Consider the following 25890-nt stretch of genomic DNA (forward strand, 5'->3'; position numbering starts at 1 on the left):
GAGGAATAAAAGCTAATGAAAGAACGAAATGTAGCAGAGCAATTTTCTAAATATGTCATACCTTCCATGCTCACAATGATTCTAACCGGTTTCTATGGAATAGTTGATGGTTTTTTTATCGGACAGGTTATGGGAGACGATGGATTGGCAGCCATTAACATTGCATGGCCGCTGTTAAGCTTAATTTCATCAGCAGGCATAGGCATAGGAACTGGCGGGGCTATCATCATGTCTATTAAAAAGGGAAGTGGTGAATTTGAGGAAGCCAGAAAAGCAGAAGGTACCACTATTGTAATGCTATTTTTTGCCTCCGTTGCCGCTACCATAATATATCTGTTTTTTTCACCAATGTTTCTTCGATTTCTGGGAGCTGACGGTGTTTTATTTAAATATGGATTAAGTTATATGAAGGTTATAGCCTGGGGCGCCTTTTTTCAGATCATGGGTGCGGGACTTAATCCTATATTAAAAAATCTGGGAAAACCCGTTTTCGCCATGCTCATCATGATCGTGGGTATGTTTGTAAACATATTTTTGGACTGGGCTGCCTTGTATGTCTTTGACTGGGGCCTTGGAGGCGTTGCTTTTGCCACCTGTGCAGGGCAGGCGTCTGTGGCTGTCTTTGCAGCAATGGCAGTGATAAAAGATAAACTTGGTAATAGCTGGTATATACCAGATAGAAAACTGAGTAAAGATATATTGAAAATAGGTGCATCTCCTTTTGGCCTGACTATGGCACCGGGAGTTGTTATTATATTTACAAATCTTCAGGCCCTTCACTATGGAGGAACAGCCGGGGTTGCGGTGTATACGGTGATGTCGTATGCCGCCTATCTTGTTTACAGTCTGATGCAGGGTCTGGCAGATGGTGTACAGCCGATTATCAGTTTTTGCAAAGGGGCAGAAGACTATCCTGCGCTTAAACATGTGGTAAAAAAAGCATTTGGCCTGGCAGGTATAATATGCGTCATATTAATGGCTGCCACGGCACTGGCAAGATATCAATTCCCAATTATCTATGGTGTGTCTCAGGAAGTAGCAGCTGCCTCAGTTCCGGCAATGCTGGCCCTTGTTCTGGCTATACCCTTCATTGCCATTGCCCGAATTATGTCGGCATACTTTTATGCCATAGATGATGGACGAAATGCATCCATACTGGTTTATGCAGACCCCTTTGTGTTTACTCCCATATTCTTACTACTTTTGCCGATATTTTGCGGCATTTCAGGTATCTGGCTTGCCTATCCGGCTACACAGATATCCATCTCACTGCTTTCAGTAATGCTTAAAAAAACAAGTAATAGGGGTTTATTATAGACCAAGGAATTTAGCTCTATTATTAATAGAATTGGGAAGGAAAATTGGGAATGTACAAAAGAAAGGTAAGGAGAAATGTAGATAAAGAGAATATAGGTAAAATAGTAAATAAAAATCAATATAACTTTAAACAAATTTCAGAAATACTAGGATGCATTGTAGCGATTATAGCTATTTTATCAGTAGTGATTACTGCTATACTTAAATATATTAGTTTTGGCAGGTGCCTTTATTTTGATTTTGACTTGAATTATTATGATTTTTCATTATCTAATATAGATACATTCGTGTTTTTATTAGCCTTAGGAAGTGGAATTGTAGCAAGCCTTTTATATGCAGGGATTTACCTAATAAATAATAAAGTTGCAATATTTATCAAAAATAAATCTCATGAAAAGATAGTAAAATATATAGGAGTTATATTTGAGGTTATTGTTATATTTATAGGTGTAATAGCTCTCTCTTGGTTCTTATGCCCCGAAAAAAATATAGCAACATTTTTTTCGGTTTTTATTTATTTATATCTATTATGTATATTTGCTTGGACAAATAATATTCAAGTAATTATTGAAAAGAGGAATTGGGTCAGAAATGGGTTAATTGTTATATTAATTTTAATGACTGCATTTGTGCCAACAATGATGAAATTTAAATACAATGAAGCTAAACAACAACGAACGTTTCCTATTATCTCTGAATGGAAAGACGACAATTTGGTAAATTATGTAGTGATTAGCGAGGGGAAGCAATATTATTCGGCATATTTATGTGAGTTAACAAATTTGGATGGAATTGATGTATTAAATATAGCCACTGAAAAGCATAAATACTTTGATATAAATAATACGCAGACCATTTTAGTGGAATTTGATAAAATAAAAAAATTTACAGCAAAAGCATTAAATATAAATCAATATAAAGCATGGGAAGAAGAATATAATTCTGGTGAGAAACTTTACTAAACAATTACTAAGAAGTAATTTATTTAGTAAAGTTTTTCAATATATAATACAAATATAATTAACAACTAAGTAAAATTAATGTTTTTTTATGTCTTTTAGATAGTAATTTGGACCTGAGAAAAACTCCTTTTTCAATGCGACTACCTGACCGCTCATGAGAAGCAAGCCTGCCATATTCGGAAGCATAGTTATGCCAAGTATTACATCCAGAAAAGAAAAGACAGTTTCCAAACCTCCTAATGCACCTGCAAAAATAGCCAGCACATAAAAGATCTTCAAAAACTTGGCAATTTTAGTCCCAAAAAAGAATTCACATTGCTTTTCTCCATAAAAAACCTGAACAATAATTGTTGATATGACAAACATCAACATGGAGAAAGAGACCATCAGTCCTCCAATCATATCCCCGAATACAGATTGAAAAGCCAGTGTAGGCATGGAGGCTGCAAGAGAAGCATCCACCTGAGTCCAGATACCAGTAGTAAGAACAACTAACGCGGACATGGTGCAGATAATCAGACTGGATACAGTGATTTCAAAAATACCCCAAAGGCCCTGTCTGACAGGATGGTCTGTGGTGGCAGCTGAGTGGGCTACTGGAGCCGTTCCCATTCCTGCTTCGCAGGAATACGTACCCCGTGCAATGCCCCATCTCATGGCAGCAGCCATGGAAGAGCCGGTTAGGCCGCCTGCAGTAGCAGAAGGGGTAAAAGCAGACTTAAAGATCAAAGTGAGAACATCAGGCAGAGCAGTGATATTACAGAGTACCACTACCAGAGCTCCCAGAACATAAAGGCTGGACATAAAGGGCACCAGCTTTGAAGAGACACTGGCTATTCTGGTGATACCACCATAAACAATGACTGCAACGAATAGGGTTAAGATAATCCCCGTTGTTATATTGCTTACCCCCATAACCCCTACAGTCTGGGTAGCAGATACAGACTGGGCTGCTACAGAAGCTGCAGAGATAATCATAGTGAAAAAAGCAAAAATAATAGCCAGAGTTTCACCGATGGTTTTGTTGGGTATTCCCGCGGCCAGATAGTACATGGGACCTCCCACGTATTGCCCGTCTTCATTAAGTTCTCTGTATTTGACACCAAGTACGATCTCCGAAAACTTGGTGGCACAGCCGATGAGGGACACAACCCACATCCAGAAAACAGCCCCCGGACCTCCAAAGGCAATGGCGATAGGCACTCCTACAATATTAGAAGCACCAATGGTGGAGGCTAAAGCCGTGGTTGCAGCCTGAAAGGGAGATACAGTGCCCTGACCTTTACTTTTTTTAAATATGGTTCCAAAAGTTTGCTTGAGAATATAGGGGTAATGAAGGATTTGAAAGAAACCCAGCCTTATGGTAAGAAAGATGCCGCCCCCAACAATCAGGGCCAGCATGGGAGGACCCCACATCCAGTTTGATAAGGAGCCCATAAAATCAATCAGGGTACACATAATAAACTACTCCACTTCTTAATCATTAATTAAAAATACAGATGGTTATTATTGTATGCTGACTGTTCCTATAAAAAGAACTCTTTCTGGATTATTCCAACTGAACTGCACGTCCAATATGAAATTAAATGCCGTATCGCTGACACTTTTTTATCAGGGTAGAGTGATCCACGCCAAGGGCCGAAGCAGCTTTTCGTTTTGAACCGTATTGGCCGATGGCATCACGTATAATGTCTTTTTCAAAAGATTCAACAGACTTTTTCAGATTATATTGGGACTTTTTCAGATATGTTGAATATGCAGGCTCAGATTCGGTTTCAGTTTCAGTTTGATAAACACTTACAGGCATAATCTGTATATGTATCATGGCATATTTCAGCTGGCCAAGTTCATCAGGAATGGGAAGACCTGTTACAGAGATTTCTTCATCAGCTAGTCGGTTATTCAGGTGACAGAGCTTTTTAGTATTTATTACTTTTGTAATGATGTCGTTGATAAATGGTGCTTTCTCACCTTTTATTTCATGGACATTTTTCTCTATAAGATCTTCTTTTTTTAAACCACTGAATTCTAAAAAAGGCTGGTTGAAATAAACCGTCTTACCATATCTGTCAGCAACATATAAAGCATTAGCTGAATGATTGCAGATTTCCTCAAAATCAATATGTCTGTTTTTAAAATCATCCAAAGCGGTTTCCAATAAAAAGAGTTTTTGGTTAAGGGATATGCTTAAATCCCTTGAAATATTTGAATCTATAGTATTGCGTAATGCAGTAACACAATTTTCGCATAAATTGATAATATTTAATTCCTGACTCATAAAGCCCTCCTGAAAAGCAGTATCACCCTTCTGGTGAATAATCGTTTTAGTAAAAATATAAATGGTGATAATATTCATCATCTGTTTTATTGTAGCATATATTTTAAACTTTGTGGTGAAATCCACAAAACTTGTTTATTTGAATAAATTTTACCATAAAGGTAAACATAAAAGCGAATTAGTATCAGACAAATGAAGCAGCATATTGACGGTTTTCACCGTATTTAATATTCAAAATATCTAAAAAACAAAAAAAAAAAACAATTTAAACATTTTCAGACAATTTCAGATGAACTTAGATGTTGTAAAATAGGGAAATTTGTTATACAATAAATAATTAAACTTCTAATTTTTATAATGTATAATTTAAAAATTTCTGGCAGCTCAAGGTTGCTGGAATTTTTGTATGAGACCCTGCAGGGCTATATGGCAGATATAAGCAGGGCTTCAAAGGTGGGGAATTAATTGAGACAACAAATAATAATCATATATATAACTGTGGCACTATTAACAACCCAGCTTTTCATTGGATATGTTGGAATACCATTAATGAGTGGTAACCAGTTTCCAGCAGATTATAATCCGGACATTATAATTTTAGGCGAGAATGGAAGACTTATCGCACAGGGAGACGATACGCCTCACTCAGATGGAAAATCTGACGGAAAACTTCCGGTTGTTGTGGAGTCCGAAAAAAGTGTGAGTAGAAGAGAAGCGCTAAAACGCGATCTTGATAAGGGTCTTTTTATTCTTGTCAACAAACAGAATCCTGTGGACAGTAGTTATAAACCTGAAGATTTGACAGCTATTAAATATTTTGCTCCTGACCGTCCCCCAGAGGGAAGAGTTATGAGAAAGGAAGCTGCGGAGGCTTTTAATAAGCTCTCTGAAGCAGCAGCAAAGAAGGGTCATACTATAATAGTAACTACTGCTTATCGTTCTTATGATTTCCAGTCAAACTTATACAACAATTATGTTAAATATCATGGAAAAAAGGAAGCAGACACCTTTAGTGCTCAACCGGGAAAAAGTGAGCATCAGACAGGACTTGCTGCTGATGTAAGCTCTCCCTCCGTGAATTATCAGCTGACAAAAGATTACATCAATACCCCGGAGGGTAAGTGGCTGAATGACAATGCATATAAGTTTGGCTTTATTATTCGTTTTCCTAATGGCAAAGAGAACATTACAGGATATGTGTACGAGCCTTGGCATATCAGATATGTTGGGAAAACAGCAGCAAAAGAGATTTTTAATGAGGGGCTGACCCTCGAAGAGTATTTAGAAAAGGAGATATAACATGGCGCACTATTTTGATGAACCATCCAGAACATTTAACGAATATCTTTTAGTACCGGGATATTCCGATAAGAATTGTACACCAGATAATGTAAGTCTTAAGACACCTGTAGTAAAGTTTAAGAAAGGTGAAAAACCTTCTATTACAATGAATATCCCACTTGTATCTGCTATCATGCAGTCTGTATCAGATGATAAAATGGCAGTTGCTTTAGCTAAAGAAGGAGGAATTTCCTTTATCTTTGGTTCACAGTCCATTGAAAGTCAGGCGGCTATGGTTAAAAGAGTAAAAAGCCATAAAGCAGGTTTTGTAACAAGTGATTCCAACCTGAGACCTGACCAGACTCTGGCAGATGTACTTGCCATAAAAGAAAAAAGCGGTCATTCTACTATTGCTATCACAGATGATGGAACAGCAGAAGGAAAGATACAGGGTATCGTTACAAGCAGAGACTACAGAGTGAGCCGTATGAGTCCGGCTACAAAGATCTCAGAATTTATGACGCCATTTTCAGCACTTGTTTATGCTGAAGAGGGATGTTCTTTATCTGAAGCAAATGATATGCTTTGGGAGCACAAGCTAAATGCTCTTCCTATTATAGATAAGAACCAGAGACTGACTCATTTTGTATTCCGTAAAGATTATGATTCTCATAAGGATAATCCAAATGAACTTCTGGATTCCCATAAGAGATATGCGGTTGGTGCTGGAGTAAATACAAGAGATTATGAAGAAAGAATTCCGGCCTTAGTTGAAGCTGGGGCAGATGTTTTATGTATTGACTCATCAGAAGGATTCTCAGAGTGGCAGAAGGACACCATTGCTTTTGTAAGAGAAAAATATGGTGACACGGTTAAAATTGGTGCAGGTAACGTGGTTGATGGAGAAGGATTCAGATACCTTGCAGATGCTGGTGCTGACTTTATTAAAATTGGTATCGGCGGCGGTTCTATCTGTATCACAAGAGAACAGAAGGGTATCGGACGTGGACAGGCTACTGCCACAATCGATGTAGCAACTGCAAGAAATCAGTATTATGAAGAAACTGGTATTTATATTCCAATTTGTTCTGATGGTGGTATTGTTTATGATTATCATATGACACTGGCACTTGCCATGGGTTCAGACTTTATCATGCTTGGAAGATACTTCTCAAGATTTGATGAATCTCCTACAAACAAGCTGATTGTTAACGGAACTTATGTTAAGGAATACTGGGGAGAAGGTTCAAACAGAGCAAGAAACTGGCAGAGATATGATCTTGGTGGTGACAGCAAGCTTAAGTTTGAAGAAGGTGTTGATTCTTATGTTCCATATGCAGGAAGTCTTAAGGATAACGTTACCCTTTCATTAAACAAAGTAAAATCAACTATGTGCAACTGCGGAGCACTATCCATTGCAGAGCTTCAGCAGAAAGCTAAGATTACTCTTGTTTCAGCAACAAGTATAGTTGAAGGCGGAGCACATGATGTTATTTTAAAGAATACAGATAATACCAGCGTAAGATAAGAAAATTGGTTGGATGTGCGTTCATAAAGAGCAGATCTATATGGACTGGAGCAATTTTTCATTCATTCTGGGATTTCATTTCCTTTATGATATGACAAATTTAAATAGAAGAATTTTGATTTAATTATAAATTATTTATTGATAAGTAAATGCAGTACGTGAATGCCTATACTCATGGTTTTCCGTACTGGTTATAGTGGAGGTAAAATGCAACAGGAAAAGATTATCGTACTAGATTTTGGCGGCCAGTATAATCAGTTGATTGCAAGACGAGTAAGAGAGTGCAATGTATACTGTGAAGTTCATCCCTATACGGTGAGCCTGGAAAAAATAAAGGAACTGAATCCGAAAGGCATTATTTTTACAGGAGGTCCTAACAGTGTTTATGGTGAGGAATCCCCTCAGTGCCCGGAAGAACTTTATCATATGGGCATTCCGATTCTTGGACTTTGCTACGGAGCACAGCTTCTTGCCCATCAGCTTGGGGGTAAAGTGGAGACTGCCCCTGTATCCGAATATGGAAGAACTGAACTGACAGTAAACAAAGATTCAGCATTGTTTAAGGATGTTTCAGAAAAAACTATCGTATGGATGAGCCATACGGATTATATATCTAAAGCTCCAGAGGGATTTAAGGTTGTTGCGTCAACACCAGTCTGCCCTATAGCTGCCATGGAAAACCCTGAGAAGGGATGGTATGCTATGCAGCATCATCCTGAGGTAAATCATACTCAGGAAGGGACTAAGATGCTGGAGGCCTTTGTAAAGGGCATATGCGGCTGCAAAGGGGACTGGAAGATGGATTCTTTTGTAGAAGATACAATAAAAGCTGTCAGAGAAAAGGTTGGCGATGGTAAGGTACTTTGTGCTTTATCCGGCGGAGTGGATTCTTCTGTAGCAGCAGTACTTCTGTCAAAAGCAATTGGCAAGCAGTTAACTTGTGTCTTTGTGGACCACGGTTTACTGAGAAAGAATGAAGGAGACGAAGTTGAAGCAGTTTTCGGTCCAGAAGGCCCTTATGATCTGAACTTTATCAGGGTAAATGCACAGGAAAGATTTTACCAGAAGCTTGCTGGCATTGAAGAGCCTGAACAGAAGAGAAAGATTATCGGGGAAGAATTTATCCGTGTATTTGAAGAAGAAGCTAAGAAAATCGGTACTGTAGATTTCCTTGTTCAGGGAACTATTTATCCAGATGTAATCGAAAGTGGTCTTGGAAAATCAGCAGTGATCAAGTCCCATCATAATGTAGGTGGACTTCCTGATTATGTGGATTTTAAGGAAATCATCGAGCCTCTTCGTATGCTGTTTAAGGATGAAGTGAGAAAAGCGGGTCTTGAACTTGGTATTCCTGACTATTTAGTTTTCCGTCAGCCATTCCCAGGTCCTGGCCTTGGAATCCGAATCATCGGTGAAGTTACTGCTGAGAAGGTTAAGATTGTTCAGGATGCTGATGCCATCTGGAGAGAGGAAATAGCAAAAGCGGGAATTGATAAGGACATCAATCAGTACTTTGCAGCTCTTACCAATATGCGTTCCGTAGGCGTAATGGGTGATTTCAGAACCTACGACTACGCTGTAGTGCTTCGTGCAGTAACCACAACAGACTTCATGACCGCAGAATCAGCAGAAATCCCTTGGGAAGTGCTGGGCAACGTGACAACCAGAATCGTTAATGAAGTAAGTGGCGTGAACAGAGTGTTTTATGACTGTACGGGGAAGCCGCCAGCTACGATAGAGATGGAGTGATAAAACGTTGAAATTTCAACGTTTGTAGATGTTTGTCATAACGAATTTTATAGGTAGTTATATTGTTTATTTAAGTGTAAGTAGGCAATCATAGCTACCTATTTTTTTATTTTTAAGGAGGTTATGATATGACCAAAGAACCAACCGTGAACAGAAATGAATCCATATTGCCAGAAATTAAACGAAGGACAAGAAAGGTGATAAGTGCACATGCTATATCCAATATTAGCTATCAAAGTTTATTGGATTTGTATGTTAGGGAATGCAAAATAAAGAACTTATCAGAAACTACTATAAACGGGTATGTGTATGCAACAAGATACTTTTTAGATTTTACTGGGTATGATTTAATGTGCAATGATATAACACAAGACCTTATAAATGAATATTGTCTGCATTTACAATCCTATCATAAAGCTACAACTATTAACAGTTATGTCTTTAAGATATCCCCAACTGTTAAATATGGAATTGAAAAAGGCTATATCAAGGAACAGATAGAATTCACACATATGGTGGAACAAGAAGAAATAAAAGAAATCTATTCTAAAGAAGAATTAGAAATATTGCTAAAGAAGCCAACCAATAATGATTTTGCTGAGTTTCGTGCTTGGGTTATAATAAATACTTTTTTAGCCACAGGAATAAGGGCAGGGGAATTAAGGGCTTTAACAGTTGGTAACATTAATTTGAAGGATGATTACATTATTCTGAACAAGACCAAAAATCGGGAAGCAAGAATATTGCCAATACCAACGACATTACATATTGTACTACAAGAATGGTTAAGTATTAGAAATGCTTCTAAAGAAGATTATCTTTTTTGTAATATATATGGTGAACAAATGCAAAGAAGTGTATTGCAGACTGCCATTAAAAGGTATTCTAAAAGAAGGGGGATAAACAAATATGGATTGCACCTATATAGGCATACATTTATTACACTTTCAGTTAGAAAAGGAATGTCCCCGTTGATGCTAAAGCGAATAACAGGGCATAAGTCAATGAAGATGCTGGAAAGGTATTATGCATTTAATCCTACTGACCTTGTGAATATAGTAGATGAATTTAATCCGTTGGAAGAATTCAGACCAAAGCAAAGAAGATATTAGTGGGGTGGCATTATGAATAAGAATTTAATTGATAAGGCAACTATATCTAATATCGCTTACATGTATTGTTCAGAAGCTGTTATTTCCCCATCGGACGAAAATTATGAAGAATTAATTAATACTAACTTAGCAACATTAAATGAAAAACTTCATACACAGTTGGAATATGAAGGGGCTGAGGAAGTATTTAATCTGATTATCGATTACGGTGAAGCACAAGGGCAAAAATACTTTGAAGAAGGTGTAATGGTAGGAATAAAGCTGGCTAAAGAAATATCTAAAATATAATAGTATATTGACCATGGCAATCCATAAAAAGGTTGCCATGTTTTTTATCCTTTGAATTATGTGGATGTAGTAGAAAATTAAATCTGAAAGATTAATTTGCATATATAATTTTGGGGTGTTATTTACCATCCAGAATGGAAATTAATAAAATATGACCCTATTTACCTATTAAGATTAAATCAGTGCCTAAAAGCATTATAGAAGCTAAAAAATGAAATTATATACAATACTGCGCTACAATATAGATTTTGGGCACGCAAATAGGGCGTGCCCAAAAAGCAATAGCCACCTTAATTATTAGTATTGATAAACGCATAATTAAGAAATGCATATTTGACAAACCTAAAAATAGCAAAATATATTCAATTGTTATGATTTGAATGTGGCAAACATTTTAACTATATGAATAATTATACCACAAAATATGCATAATGTCAAATTGATGTAAAAACCAATCAACATTCTTGAAAATCGGCACGAATTTGACAAATCAATAGTAATTTGCTATAATTTAGGTGTTGGTTGAGATTGATAATGCATTGAATATACTTTTAATCATATGATTTATACGTTAATATTGAATAAATATGCATAGAGTATATGAAACGTTGTGGGAACAGATAGATATAGTCATGTGCATATATGTGTATATAAATAGGAAGCGATTTGATGTGGTAAACGAATTCTTTCCTTATAATCAAAGTTGTTCCGTCTTGAAACCAACAACCGTAATATTATGGAAGTATCACACCGTTATAATTAATATAGGATTTAGTGCGCACAATCCTATATTTAATAGTTGGAACATTAGTTAATTCTAATAGTGGGTAAGACCACATAAAGAAAGGTAGGTTTGCTATGCATTACGGATAAATTAAAATTCAAATTTTATTAACACGATATCACTTAAAGAACAAACAATTTAATTATAGTTGTAATGTTCTTTTTTTATCACTTTTAAATTACAGAATATTACATTAATGTAATTTAATTATTTTAATATAAGAAAGGATGATGACATTATGTTGGTAAATTCAAACGTAATAAATAATCAAGATAATTGGAAAGAAAAATCTGCCCAAGGGCATAAGACTGAAAATGTCTTTAGACTTGCGCAGCAAGTTAATGGTGTTAACTGTGAAATGGTTGGTGAAATTGATAGATATTATCATTTTGGTGATATCATATTAGATGGTGAAAATATGGTAGAAATAAAACAAGATAACAAAATTCACGAAAGTAATAATATTTTGTTTGAAAGATACCATAAGTATCCAATGGCAAATATAAGGATAACCCAAAAAAATAAATATAACCTTCAATATAGAATAAGTGATGGATGGTTTCAGACTGGTGAATATTCCAGCTTAGTATTTGTTGATACCGTTGAAAAAATGTTTTATGTAATAGAAGATTATCAGGCAGCGAAGCAGTTCATTCTTAATAATTTGGGAAACGACCAAATTGTAAAACCGAAAGATGGACTTATAGACTATAAGGAAAATGCCTTGGGATACTTCTATTTGGTTCCAGTCGCAAAATTAGTAGAAGCGGGATTGTTAGAAATAAAGCCTATTGAAGAACCTGTAAAGGGGTTTGTGGAAGACCACTATGACAGTTGGAATGAAAGCCTAATGAAACAAGTAGAATTTATTCCAATTATAGAAAATTAATAACTGCGAAGTAGATAATTTATTTTATCTACTTCCTTTTTATTCTTTACTTAAAATAAAAATACGAAAGGAAATATAAATGGAAAATAAAAGAATATCAGATAAAATTACAACAGAAGAAATTGCAAAGTGGAATAACAAAGTAGTAACAATAACAGCTCCAACAGGGGCAGGGAAAAGCCATTTTATAAAAAATAATCTATATGATTATGCTAAGGCCAAGGGTGAAAGAATTCTTATGTTAATTCATAGGTTGAACTGCATAGAACAATTTACAATGGAATTAGAAAAGGAAGGAAAATTAGATATTATTGATATTAGAACATATCAAAGTAATGAATATTTTAGTTTGCCTAAAGACTTTAATTTTAATGAATATCAGTATATAGTTTGTGATGAATTTCATTATTTCTTATCGGACAGTTGCTTTAATCAAAGAACAGAAGTAAGTCTTGAAAGAATATTAAATGTCGAAAATGCGACAAAGATATTTTTATCCGCTACCAGTAAAAATATGAAAGAATATATTAGTGGTGTGCTTGGAATTGAAACTATTAATTATAAATTTGAATATGACTATAGTTTTATTAATCAGTTAACTTTTTATTACAGCACAGATTACATTGAAAAATATATGAAGCAAATAATTGAATTGGGCGAAAAAGCAATATTCTTCATCCAGTCAGCAACAAAGGGTTATGAATTATATAAAAAATATGATAAATACACTTTATATAATTGTGGAAAATCCGATTCACATTATAAATATGTGGACAAAGAAAAAATTACAAATATGTTGCAAAATGAATGCTTTGATGGACAGATATTTATTACCACCACTTGCTTAGAAGCAGGGGTAAATATTAAGGATACCCAATTAAAGCATATAGTTATAGACGTAGAAGATGTTGATGTTATGCAACAGTGCATTGGAAGAAAGCGTATACAAGGCGAACTTGATAAAGTGAATTTATATATTCATGCTGTGAATAACAAAAAACTTGGTGGCAAAATAACACAGCTTAAAGATATGCTTATACCCATCCAATATTTATTACACAATGGATATATTGAATATATTAGAAAATATGCGCGTAAAGAACAGTCAAGACTTATATATGATGAAGTTTTAGCGGATAACAAAGTAGTGAAAAAGGTTAATAATGTAATGCTTTATAAGAAAAAGTGTGATATTGAACTATATAAGGAAATGGTGAAACAAGGATATTGTAAATATATATCTAAATTATTTGGTAATAAAAAGTATTCGGTAGAAGAAAATATAAGACGTTCCAAAGAATTAAAACCAATTTTAGAAGAATTAGAAAATAAGAAATTGTTTAAACAAGAAAAGAATATATTAATAAATGCCCTTAATGTAAGGGTTGCAGGAAGACAACAAAAAACTTATGCAAAATTAAATCAAGGGTTAAAGTGGCTTGGGCTTCCATACGTAATAATCCCTAAAAGAACAAAACATGAAAGATATTGGATAATAGAAAAAATAGATAATGATAAAATAGCTTAAATTATTTTAGGGTGACAATTTTGTTGTAAAGCTGTATTAAGGATAACACCATTTTTGTCACCTATTTAATTGTAAAGATGTAAGGGAATGCGACTGGAAAGTGTAATACCCTGCAAAATGTAATATGGTGGTATATAAATTTATAATATAGAAAATAAAAACTAAATTTTATTAATGTAAAAAGTAATTAGAAATATTTGTTTATGCATTTAATCCTGTGCATAAAGGAGGTATGGGGTAGGTTTACATTTGTATGATGTTTTCAAGGGTAATTAAACGATATGGTCATTACATTCCCCGTCACAATGAAGAGTTATTTATTAGGAATGTGTTTGATGATATCAGAAACAGTACATTCAAGGATGGTGCAAAGGTCATCTATTGTATTGGTATTAATGCCCTTGTTGTGTTTAAGTCTTGAAATAGTAGAACTACTGATGCCGTATTTTTTAATTAAATTATAGGTGCTTATTTTTTTGTCGCTTATTGTCTGCCAAAAGGGCTCATAACTAATCATTCTTATTGCACACACCTTTCTTAATTCTATATATAAAAGTATAATTGGCAATTTTTATGTTGAATATGCTCTAAATAACGACTATAATCTAAAAATAGAGCATATTATTTAGTTATAAAGACCAGTAAAAGGAAGGTGTGTATTAAAATGAAAAAGACTTTAATTTATTTTTTTACAGTGGTTGCTTTAATCATTTCAACAACTGTTATTGCTTTTGGAGCAAATTATTATGATTTAAATGGGACAGCCTATCAAAAATATGCAAGTGAATTGTCTAACAGGGGGATTATATCAGGCTATCCAGATGGTCAATTTAAACCCAATAATAATATTACAAGGGCTGAGTTCGCTACGATGGTTGCCAAGATGGATGGTGTAAACAATACAGCACAATATAATTCCAGCTTTAACGATATGGAAGGATATAGTTGGGCAAAGGGATACATAGGTTATTGTGCTAGTAAAGGGATTTTGAAAGGTGATGGAAAAGGAAATGTCATGCCTGCTCAAAATATCACCCTTGGAGAAGCAGTTACTATGGTGGTAAGGGCATTAGGGTATGAAAAAGATATTCAGACAGGATATGCTTGGCCACAGAACTACATAAATGTAGCAACGAAATATAGCTTACTAAATAATGTTCCATCCTATTTGAATGATACAGTGCTTACAAGGGGTGATGTGTCTATAATGCTATATAATTCCGTAAGTCCATCTAATACGGTAATAGCTAACAATGAAGTTAATGTAAACAGTAATAACAATATTACCATTAATGATAATTCTGTTACGGATAATTCAGTGAAGACAAATATTACGATTAATATCACGGAGCCGAAAATTAATAGTGATACTAAAAATATTAGCACATTGGAAGCAGATAAAGAAAAGTTACAAGAATATATTAATGAATGCAATTTAAACAAGCAAAAATTACAGATTAAATTAGACCAATACGAAGACAAATTGAAAGAAGCAAAGGCAAATTTAGAAGCCGTTAAACAGCAAAAAACAGTTAGGGTATATCATGCAGACCAGGGATGGGTCTATGAAGCTGACCAGAATGCAGTAAAGAAATGCGAGGAGCAAGTAACATATTATGAAGGCTATGTAAAACAGTATCAGCTTTTAATAGAAGAATGGAACAGCAAAATAGCTTCTGCTGAAAAGAAGATTGCCCAACTAGAAAAGCAAATAGATGAATTAAAGGGTAATACCAATAATAATCAGCCTAACAAAGATAGTGATAAGCCGTCTAAGGTTATAAAAGGATATGGAGTTATTAACGAAAAGAATACTGGGTCAAATAATGATGGCGATAAGGTATTCTACGTTGTCGGTTATATGGATGGCAAAGAGTTAGATGCATTAACGGATGACCAGTCTTCATTCAATAGCTGGAAAGTTCCAACCAAAAGCGGTGATAATTGGTATTTATATGAGATTGGAGTTAATTCAAAAAATGTAATTGTATCAACTGATAAAATTAGTGCGGATATAAACAAAGAAACCATAAAAGATGCAGATAATAGACTTTCGGTAGTAATTCCTTCAGGTAAGAGATACGCTTTATCTTCAAAGGCTACTATTTATCAAGTAACTGATGATGGATACAGCGTATACAGTGGAAAGCTAAAGGCAGGGGATTGTATATCGTTATATGAAACGGATTCCAGCGAAGATGGATACGATATAGTTATATTTTCGAGGCCGTAAGGGTTTATTGTTATTGGAGGTAATGGAATGGCTTTAAGAAAATGCCCAAATTGCGGAAAAGAAATATCTATAAATTCTGCTAGCTGTTTTTATTGTGGTGCTGAAATTAATGCTGAAAGTAATATTAATTCACCACAGAATTCAAATGCTGGTAATAAAAATAGTCAAACAATAAAAAAGGTGGTACGGAATAAGAAATCACTTATTGCAATATCCATAGCAATTGTGCTTTTACTTAGCTGGATAATTGGAATTAATGTGCATAATGCACCGATGAAAAAAGCGATGGGTTACATTGATACGATGGCAAAATGTCAAGATGCTATTGATAATGAAACAAATAGAGACCTTATGGCACTTGAGATAACTTCTTTTAATGCTAGTAAGTCGTCATTAAATCGAATTAAAAATGAATTGACGGAAAGGCAGCTTGCAAACGTAGATGCTTATTTGGAAAGTAAAAAGTTAGATGATAATAACATGGGAGCATTTGAAGATTTGAAAATAGAAACAGCAGGGTTATCCAAGGATGGTGATTACGCATACTTCAAAGGGCGTATAAAAAATGTAGGAGATTCTACATATAGCAATGTGAAAGTAAAAGCTATTTACTATGATAGAAATAAAGAAGTTTTGACAACGGATGAGATCTATGCGGTTGGAGGCGAAGGGATAGAACCAAATGAAACTGTGCAGTTTGATTTTATGACAAAAGTTGATGGCGATTTAAAAAATGCACGCATGCAAATTATGGAGTGGGATTAAAATTACATATTTTCGAGAGTTTTATAGCAGGGATTTCTATTTGAAGTCCTTGTTTTTTATGGGTATCATAATGTATACATTATGGGACTACGTATTTAATAGGTTGGAAAGGTATCAAAATGTATAGATGTGAATTTTGATAAGTATCAAAATAAAGAGTTGACATTTTAAGACTAAAGTTATACTATATATCATATAGGACAACTTCGAAAGGTGGTAATAGAATGAAACTTTACGGATACCATAGAACAAGCACTACAGACCAACATCTTGATAGGGGTGTAAATGAAATTCAAGAATATTGCACTACTAATAATTTAATATTGGAAAAGATATTTACAGACCAGCAGACAGGAAAGAACTTCAATCGCCCACGCTATACAATAATGAAGGAAGATGTTTTAAGGGATGGCGATATATTACTTATTACAGAAATAGACCGTTTAGGAAGAAATAAAGAAGATACTTTAAAGGAACTACGATACTATAAGGAAAACGGTATTCGTGTTATGATATTAGAAATCCCAACAACATTAGTAGACTATAGTTCCTTAAATAATTATATGGCTAAAATGATAATGGAAACTATTAATAATATGCTTATTGAAATGTATACCGTATTTGCACAGGTAGAAATAGAAAAGAAAGAAAAGCGTCAGCGTGAAGGGATTGAAGCTATGAAAGCAAGGGGCGAATGGGGTAGATATGGCAGACCAAAAGCTATTGACAATGATACCTTTGAAAAAGCATACAAACGGGTCTTAGATGGCGAAATTAAGCCATTTGAATGTATACGTGAATTAGGAATGACAAAAGCTACATTCTATAGATATAAAAGGCAATTTGAAATGAAAGAAAGGAATAGAAATGATTGAAAAGATTGATTATGCATTGCCGATAATAATTATATTTATGGCAATTACAATTTTTGTTACAGGTATGTTTATGTTTTATAAGCTGTTTGCAAGGTTTTCTGATAGGACAGCACGAAAAATTGAAATTGTGGGATATGTTGTATTAACAGTAGTTTTGATTTGGGAACTACTATTTAAAAATATTTTAATGGCGGAGTTCTATCAATCAGATAGTTTTTTCATATCACAAAAATTAGATGATATATATACATTATTAATTCACCCTGAAATTCCGGAAGATACATATAGATTTTATAATCTACAGCAAAATGAGGGTGTTATAACGCAAATTGTAATAACTGATAGTATTGAATTTGTGCTAAAGCTTATAAGTACCCTTGCTATTGCTATTGGTAGAATTCAAGAATTATTAATCACAAAAAAGGACGGGGGGAAAGACAACCCAAAAATCCTACAAGGCCAGGATTGCTATCAGCCTATAGATGAAAATAAAGCTGATTTATCCTTAAACAAAGAAATAAAATCAAATAACACATGTTCGTACTAAATCTTTAGAACAATGGTATTAATACAAAATAAGGTTTACTGCATATCCAATCTATGGTAATGTAAAAATGATGTTCGATTGAAAATAGAAAGCATAATTATTCAACAAATTATAATTTAAAAATTAACATACACTTTGCAAGGTTAAATACCTTGCTTTTTTATTGTGTATTCCATAATATTCGACAAGTAGTTTATTATTTATACAAATTATGGTAGTATACATCTGAAAGGATGTGTATACTACTATGGAAGAAAAAATAAACTGGAAGGAAAATGAAGTAGTACCAAAAATGTGGAAGTGTATTAAAATGATAATTATTATTTCTATAGCAATTTTTTTAATTCTTTTTCCATATATATTAGAAAAAATTAATATTGATTTTATAAGAAATGCGGATAGGCTTTCATATTATGGTGCTATATTTGGCGGTTTTGTTACCATTATTGGTATATATATTACACTTAAACATAATCAAAGAATAACATCAGAAGAAAGACGGAAAAGTGTACTACCTTTAATTACTATATATGAAATAACAGAAATGTGGCAAAATTCAAATGTAATTTTTAAAAACTTAAACACAATAGAAAAATTACAAAATGATTTCCGTTATTTTCCAAAAAAATGGTGGGATAATATTAATTATAAAGAAAATATTTTTCAATTTTATGAAGATAGAATAGATTATCAAAATTTAATAAGTGATTATTCAAAAGTTCTAATTGTTGAAAATGTTGAAAAGTTTTTAGAAAATAAAATACAAGAACATATTTATGTACCCTTTTCATTTTGTAATTCTGGAATTGGTACTGCATTAAATTTAAAAATCCAGATTGGATTGGCAAACGGTGATACAGTTGATAAAAACAAATACATTTTAAATACTTTTGAAGAAAATTTAAAAGTTGGTGAAGATTGTAAAATATCCTTTTATACTTGGAAGTGTAAATATATTCCACGTGAATGTAGAGTCAAATTAACCTATAATGATATTTATTTAAATAAATATGAACAAATTCACGATGTGATTTTTACTGATAGACCATTTTTTACTTTAACCACAACTATTAATCAAAACTTAATAAAAAAGAAAAGCAAGGTTAAACATCTTGCTTTTTTATCTATTCCATATATTGGAAAGTAGTTTAATATATATATAAATTATGGTAATATACATCTGAAAGGATGTGTGTTATTATGTGTAAGTTCATTAAAGATTTACCTTATAAAATGATTATCGCTATTCATAAAATGGTTAAAATATTTTTAAGCAAAAAATTTCTAAATTTTATTCTTTTTATAATAACACTAGGTGCTATTGCAGTATTAGGAATAGGTTGGCTACCAACATTACTAATAGAAAATATAAAACCCGAAGTAATTGGGACAAAAGATGAAGCAACTTATTATTGTGCAATTATTACGTCATTAGTTACAATATTAGGCATTTGGTTAACTTTAAAAGAAAATAGAAAACAAGTAGAAGAACAAGATAAGAAAAATCAACAAGTAATGGCTATGGAACGTAAATTAAGTGTAATGCCGAAACTTGTTTTTACAGATACTTGTATTAAGCCAACAAAAGATAATGTTATAATATCTATATATTTTATGAATAATCAAATTAGTATTTATGCAGATTTCCCATGTGAGGAAGAAAAAATAAATAAACAGAATGCGTGCTACAAAAGGTGCTCTGTTACTAATAGTGGTGTAGGTGCGTGTTTGGCTTTAACTATAGAAGTTGAAAATAAAAAAACACATGGTTCTATATCTAATATTAATTTGCTACAGAATGAAAGCATTACACTTGAACTAATCGCAGAAGATGTAATGTGCTTGGATTATTACTATAAAATGAAGTTTACTTATTATGATATATATGGAAATAAAAATGAGAATTTTCATATAGATAATCGGATGGATGATTTATATTTAATACAGCATTGTAAAAATACAAAGAAATTTACTATAAGTAGACTATTAGAATATAATTTATAACCAATTAAACCCATAGCAAGGCTAAACCCCTTGGTGTTTTGTTATTCAACAAATAGTTTGTTATTTATACAAACTATGGTAATATATGTCTGGAAGGATGTGTCTTTTATGCATAGTTGGTTTAATATTTGTAAGAATATATTAAAATATATTTTTATAATTATTGGTGGAACATATTTTGTCTTATTAATACCATTTTTGTGTATTAATGATAGTCTAAAACCTTCATATATAAATGGCTTATTTGCCATTTGGATTTTTGTATATATTTTAATTGTATTAATTGTATCTAAATGTTTAGATGAAAATAAAAAATTTTTAATTACTAAAGTATATAGCAAACTTTCATATATAGGGATATATTTATTTAACTTTTATTTACTTATAAAAATAGTACCACCATTTTTTTATAAATATTTAAAACCAGAGAATATGGATGAAAATCAATTTACAACATATTTTTGTAGTTTAATAACTGTTGGTGTAACTATTTTAGGTATAGGGTGGACACTAAAAGAAAACAGACACCTAACAGAACAGCAGATTAAAGAAAATAGAAAACAGATGCAAGAACAAAACATAATAAATCTAGAAGCACTTGCAGAAGAACGTAGATTAAGTGTATTGCCTTTAATAACAATATTTAAAAAAGAATTTATGGAGATTATAACTTTAGAAGATAAAGCAATAATTGACAAAAGTAATGAAGAAATTATAATTGAATTTTTTGAAAGTGGAAAAATTAAATTTAATCCTTGTATAACAAATATGCAAAGAGATTATATTTATAAAGAAATTGATAATGCCAAGAATATAAATGGAAGGATTATATCTACATTTTTATTGAGAAATTATATTTTTTCAAATGCAGGTATTGGTGCAGCAATAAATATTCAATTATTTCTATCTGAAATTGATAATGGTAGTATAAAAGTACCTAAGTGTTCAAAACATTTAATCTAAAAGAAAAACAGGATATATATTTTTCTTTTTATGCAGAAAAAAAGGAATATATAAAAAATGAATATATTTTAGAAATTCAATATAGTGACTTATACAAAAAATATTATAGACAAACGCATAATATTTTTTATGATAGCGAAACAGATTATTTTGTATTAGACACAAAAAATAATCAAGAGTTATATGATTTATCAACTGATACAGTGCCATTAAAATAGTTATCTAAGCAAGGTTAAACACCTTGCTTATTTATTGCCTTTTTTGGGGCATAGACATTAAAGAATGAACTTTTCAGTAGTGGAATTAATTATCCATAGGTAACTTTTGAATGGGTAGGAATGTTGATATTTAAGACATTAAAAGGTATAATAGTTTTAATAGTATATGAAAGCCACCTACACTTTAGTAGACTATAGTGGCTACCATGTAAAATAAGTGTTAATGATAAAAATATAAACGTTAGAATTTCAATGTTCCGTAGGCGTAATGGGTGATTTCAGAACCTACGACTACGCAGTAGTGCTTCGTGCAGTAACCACAACAGACTTCATGACCGCAGAATCAGCAGAAATCCCTTGGGAAGTGCTGGGCAACGTGACAACCAGAATCGTTAATGAAGTAAGTGGCGTGAACAGAGTGTTTTATGACTGTACGGGGAAGCCGCCAGCTACGATCGAGATGGAATAGAGCTTGTCTTTTCCCGTTCTGCTTCGGTTTGCGTTCAATCGTGTTCGCTTACTTACGTCTGTGTACGTGCGCTCACACTCAATCAGCAAACCTGCGTATAACGAAAAAAAATCCTGCGCTCTATGGAGATTGACAGGGAAGTAGGACTTTTGTAATTAACTAATAATTATGGAAAATTAGAATAGGTAGCTTGGATTGTTTATTGATTCGAAATAGTCAATCATAGCTATCTATTTTTTTATTTTGAAGGAGGTTATGATAAAATATAAGGTTGATTTAAATTAAAATGGATATTAAACTTAGATTATATTGTGGAATAATATGGTTATTACAAGGATGTAGGACATCTAATTCGTAATTTTAATAGTAATTAAATGGTAATACAAAGAGAATTAAAATGTATGAATAAGAAAACAAGAGACCTAGAAAAACATTACAGGATTCTTGAAAATGAAATAAGAAGTTTTGTTTTAGATGTTTCTGGTGGTTCTTGGTATAATCAATGGCACACCCATTTAGATTGGCATGGCATAACAAATAATAGCCAAAGGCATAGAAGAAATCATGTACATTATTACCTATTGATGCTTGAAAAAATAGAAGAACAAACCAAAGAATATAAAAAAGAATTTCAAACATGGATATTTTTGGATGGCAAACAAGGTGCTTATGACGCTATATATTTTCATACAGAAAACCCATATAGTGGTTTTCCATATATAGTGGATAATATTGATTGGAATATTGAACTTCCTAATATGTTAAGTAATATTTTAGATTTATCAATTTATCGCTTAGGCAGGGTAGAATTTGATAATGGAAACTACTACTTTATAATTCAGAAAAATGGATTAGGCAAAAGTTTGGGGGAAAATTAGACTACACTCTAAATCACAGAAATATGTCATTATGGGGGATAAACATGAAAGACCTTAAATTTATGAACTCTTGGGAAAAAACACGTAAAAGAGGGATAATATTATACGTAATAACAAGGATGCTATTAATACTAACAGCTTCGTTAATTGGTAAGGCAATAGGCGAGCATGTGAGTAATGGAACTATTTTTCAAACTATTTATATTAAAGGGTTAGTTTTTATGTGCTTAATAGGTATTTTGATGGGAATATATTTGTGGAATTATAATGAAACTCGATATAAGAAACTAATAAAGAATACTAATAATAAAAGTCAATGATAAACACTCTGATTTTTATTATCTTAGATAGGCATAAATAATAATCACAATATCTGTGTTCACAAAGGTTTACCTTTAAGAACTGACATACATAGAATTTTTGATTCAGGGTTAATAACAGTTAATGTGCTGGTTATAAAGCCCCAGTGAATCTCTCCCGGGGCTGTCATTAAAAGTGTTAATTTCCTGCTGCTTATGTATAACATTTGGAATAAATAAACTGGCCTACTGCAGTTACGGACAATTTCCATGTAATTTAGCCTAACTAAAGAAAAGTAGCCACCAAAATGGAAATCTCACGTCAAAATCATGTCTTCTATCAAATTCATCTCTTCTCTCCATTTCATGTCTTCTGTCAAATTCCATTCTTCTATTATATTCATCTCTCATATCAGATTCATTCATTCTTTCAACAGCCACTCTTCTGTTATATTCATCAATCATATATAAACCCCTCTCACATTACAAAACAAGTGATATAAAATATTCAAAAAATATTTCAGCCACCTGCTTAAATAAAATTTAATATACTATAATATATGTAAAAACAATATATGGTGTGATTAAAATCTTGAGTTGCTAGTGGATCACCGCAAACTTCCATTTACAAAAAACTTTTGATTTATATTGTAAGCACAGATGTGTTATAATCTAAAACATAGGAAATTCCTGACTATTTTAGAAAAAAGGAGTTTCGAAAGGAGGACTTAGCGTGGGAGTAGGAACGAAAGTTTGCTAATAGCGAGGCTATTGCAAAAATAAATATAGCCTTGCTAATCTATTAAATTATTACTTAAATAACGATTAGGAGGCATAGAATGTCATTTTTTAAATATCATTCAAAGGATGTTTATTATACAGAAATCGGAGAAGGAGAACCAATTGTACTACTGCATGGGAATGCTGCTTCTTCAAAAATGTTTGAGTCCATAGTAGACTTATATTCAAATAATTATAAAGTTATTTTAATTGATTTTCTTGGGCATGGGAAGTCACAACGCTTGCAAGAGTTCCCAATAGAATTGTGGTATGATGAGGCAATGCAGGCAATTACTTTGTTAGACCTTTTAGCTTATGAAAAGGTTAATCTAATTGGCACAAGTGGCGGAGCATGGGTTGCCTTGAACATCGCATTGGAAAGACCTGATTTAGTTGAGAAGGTTATAGCCGACAGTTTTGATGGTAGAACACTTGGAAAAAATTTCGCAACAAATTTAATGCATCAACGAGAATATTCAAAAACGAATGATATGGCAAAGCAGTTTTATATTATGTGGCAGGGAAACGATTGGGAAAGTGTCATAGATAACGATACTAAGTGTCTGGTAGAATTCGCAGAGCAGGATAAAGAAATATTTCATAAATCGCTTAATGAACTGCAAGTGCCCATATTGCTTACTGCAAATAAAACGGATGATATGATTAGACGTGATTTCATGGAAGAATACGATGAGATTATTAAGCAAATTGCGCATGGAGAAAAATATATTTTTGAAAATGGGTTCCATCCAGCCATTATATCCAATGGGGCGGAATTTGAAAAAATCGCAAATGAATTTTTGAGAAAAAAGTTATAGTTATTAATATCTTAATTAAAATTAATGAGAATTAAAATAGGTAGCTTGGGTTGTTTATTTGATTGAAAATAGGCAATTATAGCTGCCTGTTTTTTATTTTCAAGGAGGCATTTACAGATAAGATAACATAGTCATTTTATAATCAATTTAGTCATTTGGGTAAAAATGATTATGTTGAAATTGACAATGGTATAATTAAATGGTATATTTTAATTGTATCATTGTCTGAAAAATGACTAAATTGATATTGGAAATGAGGAAATTGAAATGCGTGATTACGATTATAGTAAAAAATGGACGTCGTTATTAACACCGGACATCGTTGCGCTACTGACTACAATACACGAATTTAAAGGAGAACAGACTTTATTTATAGAGGCAAATGCAGATACATTAACTAAGCTGATTGACATTGCCCGAATTCAGAGTACTGAAGCATCAAATAAAATAGAAGGAATATATACTTCTGATGAAAGATTGAAAAAAATTGTTCAGGATAAAACCATTCCCAGAACGCGGAATGAGCAAGAAATTGCTGGCTATAGGGATGTTTTAAACACGATTCATGATAATCATGATCACATTCCCCCCAAGCCCTCAATCATACTTCAACTTCATAGGGATTTATATAAATTTGGGGACTGGAAACTGGAGGGAACTATAAAAATACAGATAATGTTATTACAGAAGAAGATAATGATGGATGTAAGAGGGTTCGATTTCAGCCGGTACATGCCTGGGAAACAGCAGAATCAATAGAAAAGCTCTGTAAAGCATATGAAGAAATAATAAGTACTGGCAAAGTAGATCCGTTATTGGTTATTCCTATGTTTGTGCTGGACTTTCTGTGCATACATCCTTTCAATGATGGAAATGGCCGAATGAGTCGATTAATAACCTTATTATTACTATATCGTTCAGGTTATATCGTTGGGAAATATATTAGTATAGAAAAACTGATAGAAAAGACAAAAGAAACATATTATGAAGTGCTGCAAGAAAGCTCTGTAAATTGGCATGAAGGAGCAAATAGTTATGAGCCATTTGTGAAATATTACCTTGGAGTCATTTTAAACGCTTATCGTGAATTTTCCTCCAGAGTCAAATTGTTGACCACCAGTGGCCTTTCAAAACCAGACCGCATTCGTGAGACAATTAAAGAAACTTTGGGAAAGATCACTATTGCAGAAATTATGCAGAAATGTCCGGATATTAGCCATGTGACCATACAAAGGACATTAGTAGATTTACGAAAAAAAGGTGAAATAATAAAAATTAGTGGAGGAAGATACACTTCCTACGTTTGGAATAGAGAGGACGAGTAA

General features: G+C 32.9%; 26 protein-coding genes and 2 pseudogenes. 24 read left to right on the forward strand and 4 right to left on the reverse strand.

Annotated elements, in window-relative coordinates; all coding sequences use genetic code 11:
• Positions 1-15 precede the first annotated feature (15 nt).
• Together Ami3637_RS09920 and Ami3637_RS09925 are read left to right on the forward strand one after the other, a co-directional pair.
• Entirely contained in the window at positions 16-1317 is a 1302-nt protein-coding gene (locus Ami3637_RS09920) for an MATE family efflux transporter (protein WP_162362433.1), read from the forward strand.
• 50 nt (positions 1318-1367) lie between these two features.
• Positions 1368-2279 carry a hypothetical protein gene (locus Ami3637_RS09925; protein ID WP_162362434.1) on the forward strand — a complete coding sequence of 304 codons (912 nt, stop codon included), beginning with the start codon at positions 1368-1370 and terminating at the stop codon, positions 2277-2279.
• 75 nt (positions 2280-2354) lie between these two features.
• On the opposite strand, the gene Ami3637_RS09930 is transcribed toward Ami3637_RS09925, so the two are convergent.
• Together Ami3637_RS09930 and Ami3637_RS09935 are read right to left on the reverse strand one after the other, a co-directional pair.
• On the reverse strand, positions 2355-3737 hold the full coding sequence (locus tag Ami3637_RS09930) for an alanine/glycine:cation symporter family protein (RefSeq protein WP_162362435.1): 1383 nt from the start codon (positions 3735-3737) through the stop codon (positions 2355-2357).
• A 124-nt stretch (positions 3738-3861) separates the two neighbouring features.
• On the reverse strand, positions 3862-4557 hold the full coding sequence (locus tag Ami3637_RS09935) for a PAS domain S-box protein (RefSeq protein WP_162362436.1): 696 nt from the start codon (positions 4555-4557) through the stop codon (positions 3862-3864).
• Between the two features lie 465 nt (positions 4558-5022).
• Here Ami3637_RS09935 and Ami3637_RS09940 point away from each other — a divergent pair, with 465 nt between their 5' ends.
• From Ami3637_RS09940 to Ami3637_RS09970, 7 genes are all read left to right on the forward strand, one after another.
• On the forward strand, positions 5023-5856 hold the full coding sequence (locus Ami3637_RS09940; protein WP_202931039.1) for a M15 family metallopeptidase: 834 nt from the start codon (positions 5023-5025) through the stop codon (positions 5854-5856).
• A gap of 1 nt (position 5857) precedes the next feature.
• Positions 5858-7366, forward strand: coding sequence for an IMP dehydrogenase (locus Ami3637_RS09945; RefSeq protein ID WP_162362437.1), 1509 nt, complete (start codon positions 5858-5860; stop codon positions 7364-7366).
• A 207-nt stretch (positions 7367-7573) separates the two neighbouring features.
• Entirely contained in the window at positions 7574-9115 is a 1542-nt protein-coding gene (gene guaA, locus Ami3637_RS09950; RefSeq protein ID WP_162362438.1) for a glutamine-hydrolyzing GMP synthase, read from the forward strand.
• Positions 9116-9243: 128 nt separating this feature from the next.
• Positions 9244-10227 carry a tyrosine-type recombinase/integrase gene (locus tag Ami3637_RS09955; RefSeq protein WP_162362439.1) on the forward strand — a complete coding sequence of 328 codons (984 nt, stop codon included), beginning with the start codon at positions 9244-9246 and terminating at the stop codon, positions 10225-10227.
• Between the two features lie 12 nt (positions 10228-10239).
• Positions 10240-10515, forward strand: coding sequence for a hypothetical protein (locus Ami3637_RS09960; RefSeq protein WP_162362440.1), 276 nt, complete (start codon positions 10240-10242; stop codon positions 10513-10515).
• Between the two features lie 1022 nt (positions 10516-11537).
• Positions 11538-12188: a hypothetical protein gene (locus tag Ami3637_RS09965; RefSeq protein WP_162362441.1), complete on the forward strand. Its 651-nt coding sequence runs from the start codon at positions 11538-11540 to the stop codon at positions 12186-12188.
• A 79-nt stretch (positions 12189-12267) separates the two neighbouring features.
• Positions 12268-13716 carry a DEAD/DEAH box helicase family protein gene (locus Ami3637_RS09970; protein ID WP_162362442.1) on the forward strand — a complete coding sequence of 483 codons (1449 nt, stop codon included), beginning with the start codon at positions 12268-12270 and terminating at the stop codon, positions 13714-13716.
• A 313-nt stretch (positions 13717-14029) separates the two neighbouring features.
• Here Ami3637_RS09970 and Ami3637_RS09975 read toward each other — a convergent pair whose 3' ends face one another.
• Positions 14030-14233: a helix-turn-helix domain-containing protein gene (locus Ami3637_RS09975; RefSeq protein ID WP_162363730.1), complete on the reverse strand. Its 204-nt coding sequence runs from the start codon at positions 14231-14233 to the stop codon at positions 14030-14032.
• 147 nt (positions 14234-14380) lie between these two features.
• On the opposite strand from Ami3637_RS09975, the gene Ami3637_RS09980 reads away from it, so the two are divergent.
• The 11 genes and pseudogenes from Ami3637_RS09980 (at position 14381) to Ami3637_RS19145 (ending at position 23138) form a co-directional block, all read left to right on the forward strand.
• Positions 14381-15949 (forward strand): S-layer homology domain-containing protein, encoded by a 1569-nt coding sequence (locus tag Ami3637_RS09980; protein ID WP_162362443.1) that lies wholly within the window; start codon positions 14381-14383, stop codon positions 15947-15949.
• A 27-nt stretch (positions 15950-15976) separates the two neighbouring features.
• On the forward strand, positions 15977-16714 hold the full coding sequence (locus tag Ami3637_RS09985; protein ID WP_162362444.1) for an FxLYD domain-containing protein: 738 nt from the start codon (positions 15977-15979) through the stop codon (positions 16712-16714).
• A gap of 224 nt (positions 16715-16938) precedes the next feature.
• Complete coding sequence (locus tag Ami3637_RS09990) at positions 16939-17589, forward strand: recombinase family protein (protein ID WP_162362445.1); 651 nt, start codon at positions 16939-16941, stop codon at positions 17587-17589.
• Entirely contained in the window at positions 17582-18136 is a 555-nt protein-coding gene (locus Ami3637_RS09995; protein WP_162362446.1) for a hypothetical protein, read from the forward strand. The genes Ami3637_RS09990 and Ami3637_RS09995 overlap by 8 nt, the downstream gene beginning before the upstream one ends.
• A 247-nt stretch (positions 18137-18383) precedes the next feature.
• A complete protein-coding gene (locus Ami3637_RS10000; protein WP_162362447.1) occupies positions 18384-19283 on the forward strand; it encodes a hypothetical protein in 900 nt (299 codons plus the stop codon).
• A gap of 53 nt (positions 19284-19336) precedes the next feature.
• On the forward strand, positions 19337-20140 hold the full coding sequence (locus tag Ami3637_RS10005) for a hypothetical protein (protein WP_162362448.1): 804 nt from the start codon (positions 19337-19339) through the stop codon (positions 20138-20140).
• A 108-nt stretch (positions 20141-20248) separates the two neighbouring features.
• Complete coding sequence (locus tag Ami3637_RS10010) at positions 20249-21103, forward strand: hypothetical protein (protein ID WP_162362449.1); 855 nt, start codon at positions 20249-20251, stop codon at positions 21101-21103.
• Positions 21082-21321, forward strand: coding sequence for a hypothetical protein (locus Ami3637_RS10015; RefSeq protein ID WP_162362450.1), 240 nt, complete (start codon positions 21082-21084; stop codon positions 21319-21321). The genes Ami3637_RS10010 and Ami3637_RS10015 overlap by 22 nt, the downstream gene beginning before the upstream one ends.
• A gap of 256 nt (positions 21322-21577) precedes the next feature.
• Positions 21578-21790: pseudogene (locus Ami3637_RS10020) on the forward strand (GMP synthase (glutamine-hydrolyzing)); the annotation flags it as partial.
• A 401-nt stretch (positions 21791-22191) separates the two neighbouring features.
• Complete coding sequence (locus Ami3637_RS10025; protein WP_162362451.1) at positions 22192-22668, forward strand: hypothetical protein; 477 nt, start codon at positions 22192-22194, stop codon at positions 22666-22668.
• Between the two features lie 371 nt (positions 22669-23039).
• Positions 23040-23138 (forward strand): HNH endonuclease, encoded by a 99-nt coding sequence (locus tag Ami3637_RS19145; RefSeq protein ID WP_408609071.1) that lies wholly within the window; start codon positions 23040-23042, stop codon positions 23136-23138.
• A gap of 111 nt (positions 23139-23249) precedes the next feature.
• Here Ami3637_RS19145 and Ami3637_RS10030 read toward each other — a convergent pair whose 3' ends face one another.
• Positions 23250-23432, reverse strand: coding sequence for a hypothetical protein (locus tag Ami3637_RS10030; protein ID WP_162362452.1), 183 nt, complete (start codon positions 23430-23432; stop codon positions 23250-23252).
• Between the two features lie 374 nt (positions 23433-23806).
• On the opposite strand from Ami3637_RS10030, the gene Ami3637_RS10035 reads away from it, so the two are divergent.
• From Ami3637_RS10035 to Ami3637_RS18605, 4 genes and pseudogenes are all read left to right on the forward strand, one after another.
• Positions 23807-24565: an alpha/beta fold hydrolase gene (locus Ami3637_RS10035; protein WP_162362453.1), complete on the forward strand. Its 759-nt coding sequence runs from the start codon at positions 23807-23809 to the stop codon at positions 24563-24565.
• 267 nt (positions 24566-24832) lie between these two features.
• On the forward strand, positions 24833-25324 hold the full coding sequence (locus Ami3637_RS18595) for a Fic family protein (protein WP_330586596.1): 492 nt from the start codon (positions 24833-24835) through the stop codon (positions 25322-25324).
• Positions 25246-25416 (forward strand): annotated as a pseudogene (locus Ami3637_RS18600) (Fic family protein); the annotation flags it as partial. The gene Ami3637_RS18595 and the pseudogene Ami3637_RS18600, both read left to right, overlap by 79 nt.
• Positions 25417-25446: 30 nt before the next feature.
• The gene (locus Ami3637_RS18605) at positions 25447-25890 is read left to right on the forward strand and encodes a Fic family protein (RefSeq protein ID WP_330586597.1); all 444 of its coding nucleotides are present in this window, start codon (positions 25447-25449) and stop codon (positions 25888-25890) included.

This window comes from Aminipila terrae, assembly GCF_010120715.1.
In the GTDB taxonomy this organism is placed as follows: Bacteria; Bacillota; Clostridia; order Peptostreptococcales; family Anaerovoracaceae; genus Aminipila; species Aminipila terrae.

Coding starts and splice junctions, on each gene's coding strand:
- Ami3637_RS09920 (WP_162362433.1), top strand. CDS start 16: ATGAAAGAACGAAATGTAGCAGAGCAATTTTCTAAATATGTCATACCT.
- Ami3637_RS09925 (WP_162362434.1), top strand. CDS start 1,368: ATGTACAAAAGAAAGGTAAGGAGAAATGTAGATAAAGAGAATATAGGT.
- Ami3637_RS09930 (WP_162362435.1), bottom strand. CDS start 3,737: ATGTGTACCCTGATTGATTTTATGGGCTCCTTATCAAACTGGATGTGG.
- Ami3637_RS09935 (WP_162362436.1), bottom strand. CDS start 4,557: ATGAGTCAGGAATTAAATATTATCAATTTATGCGAAAATTGTGTTACT.
- Ami3637_RS09945 (WP_162362437.1), top strand. CDS start 5,858: ATGGCGCACTATTTTGATGAACCATCCAGAACATTTAACGAATATCTT.
- guaA (WP_162362438.1), top strand. CDS start 7,574: ATGCAACAGGAAAAGATTATCGTACTAGATTTTGGCGGCCAGTATAAT.
- Ami3637_RS09955 (WP_162362439.1), top strand. CDS start 9,244: ATGACCAAAGAACCAACCGTGAACAGAAATGAATCCATATTGCCAGAA.
- Ami3637_RS09960 (WP_162362440.1), top strand. CDS start 10,240: ATGAATAAGAATTTAATTGATAAGGCAACTATATCTAATATCGCTTAC.
- Ami3637_RS09965 (WP_162362441.1), top strand. CDS start 11,538: ATGTTGGTAAATTCAAACGTAATAAATAATCAAGATAATTGGAAAGAA.
- Ami3637_RS09970 (WP_162362442.1), top strand. CDS start 12,268: ATGGAAAATAAAAGAATATCAGATAAAATTACAACAGAAGAAATTGCA.
- Ami3637_RS09975 (WP_162363730.1), bottom strand. CDS start 14,233: ATGATTAGTTATGAGCCCTTTTGGCAGACAATAAGCGACAAAAAAATA.
- Ami3637_RS09980 (WP_162362443.1), top strand. CDS start 14,381: ATGAAAAAGACTTTAATTTATTTTTTTACAGTGGTTGCTTTAATCATT.
- Ami3637_RS09985 (WP_162362444.1), top strand. CDS start 15,977: ATGGCTTTAAGAAAATGCCCAAATTGCGGAAAAGAAATATCTATAAAT.
- Ami3637_RS09990 (WP_162362445.1), top strand. CDS start 16,939: ATGAAACTTTACGGATACCATAGAACAAGCACTACAGACCAACATCTT.
- Ami3637_RS09995 (WP_162362446.1), top strand. CDS start 17,582: ATGATTGAAAAGATTGATTATGCATTGCCGATAATAATTATATTTATG.
- Ami3637_RS10000 (WP_162362447.1), top strand. CDS start 18,384: ATGGAAGAAAAAATAAACTGGAAGGAAAATGAAGTAGTACCAAAAATG.
- Ami3637_RS10005 (WP_162362448.1), top strand. CDS start 19,337: ATGTGTAAGTTCATTAAAGATTTACCTTATAAAATGATTATCGCTATT.
- Ami3637_RS10010 (WP_162362449.1), top strand. CDS start 20,249: ATGCATAGTTGGTTTAATATTTGTAAGAATATATTAAAATATATTTTT.
- Ami3637_RS10025 (WP_162362451.1), top strand. CDS start 22,192: ATGAATAAGAAAACAAGAGACCTAGAAAAACATTACAGGATTCTTGAA.
- Ami3637_RS10030 (WP_162362452.1), bottom strand. CDS start 23,432: ATGATTGATGAATATAACAGAAGAGTGGCTGTTGAAAGAATGAATGAA.
- Ami3637_RS10035 (WP_162362453.1), top strand. CDS start 23,807: ATGTCATTTTTTAAATATCATTCAAAGGATGTTTATTATACAGAAATC.
- Ami3637_RS18595 (WP_330586596.1), top strand. CDS start 24,833: ATGCGTGATTACGATTATAGTAAAAAATGGACGTCGTTATTAACACCG.
- Ami3637_RS18605 (WP_330586597.1), top strand. CDS start 25,447: ATGAGTCGATTAATAACCTTATTATTACTATATCGTTCAGGTTATATC.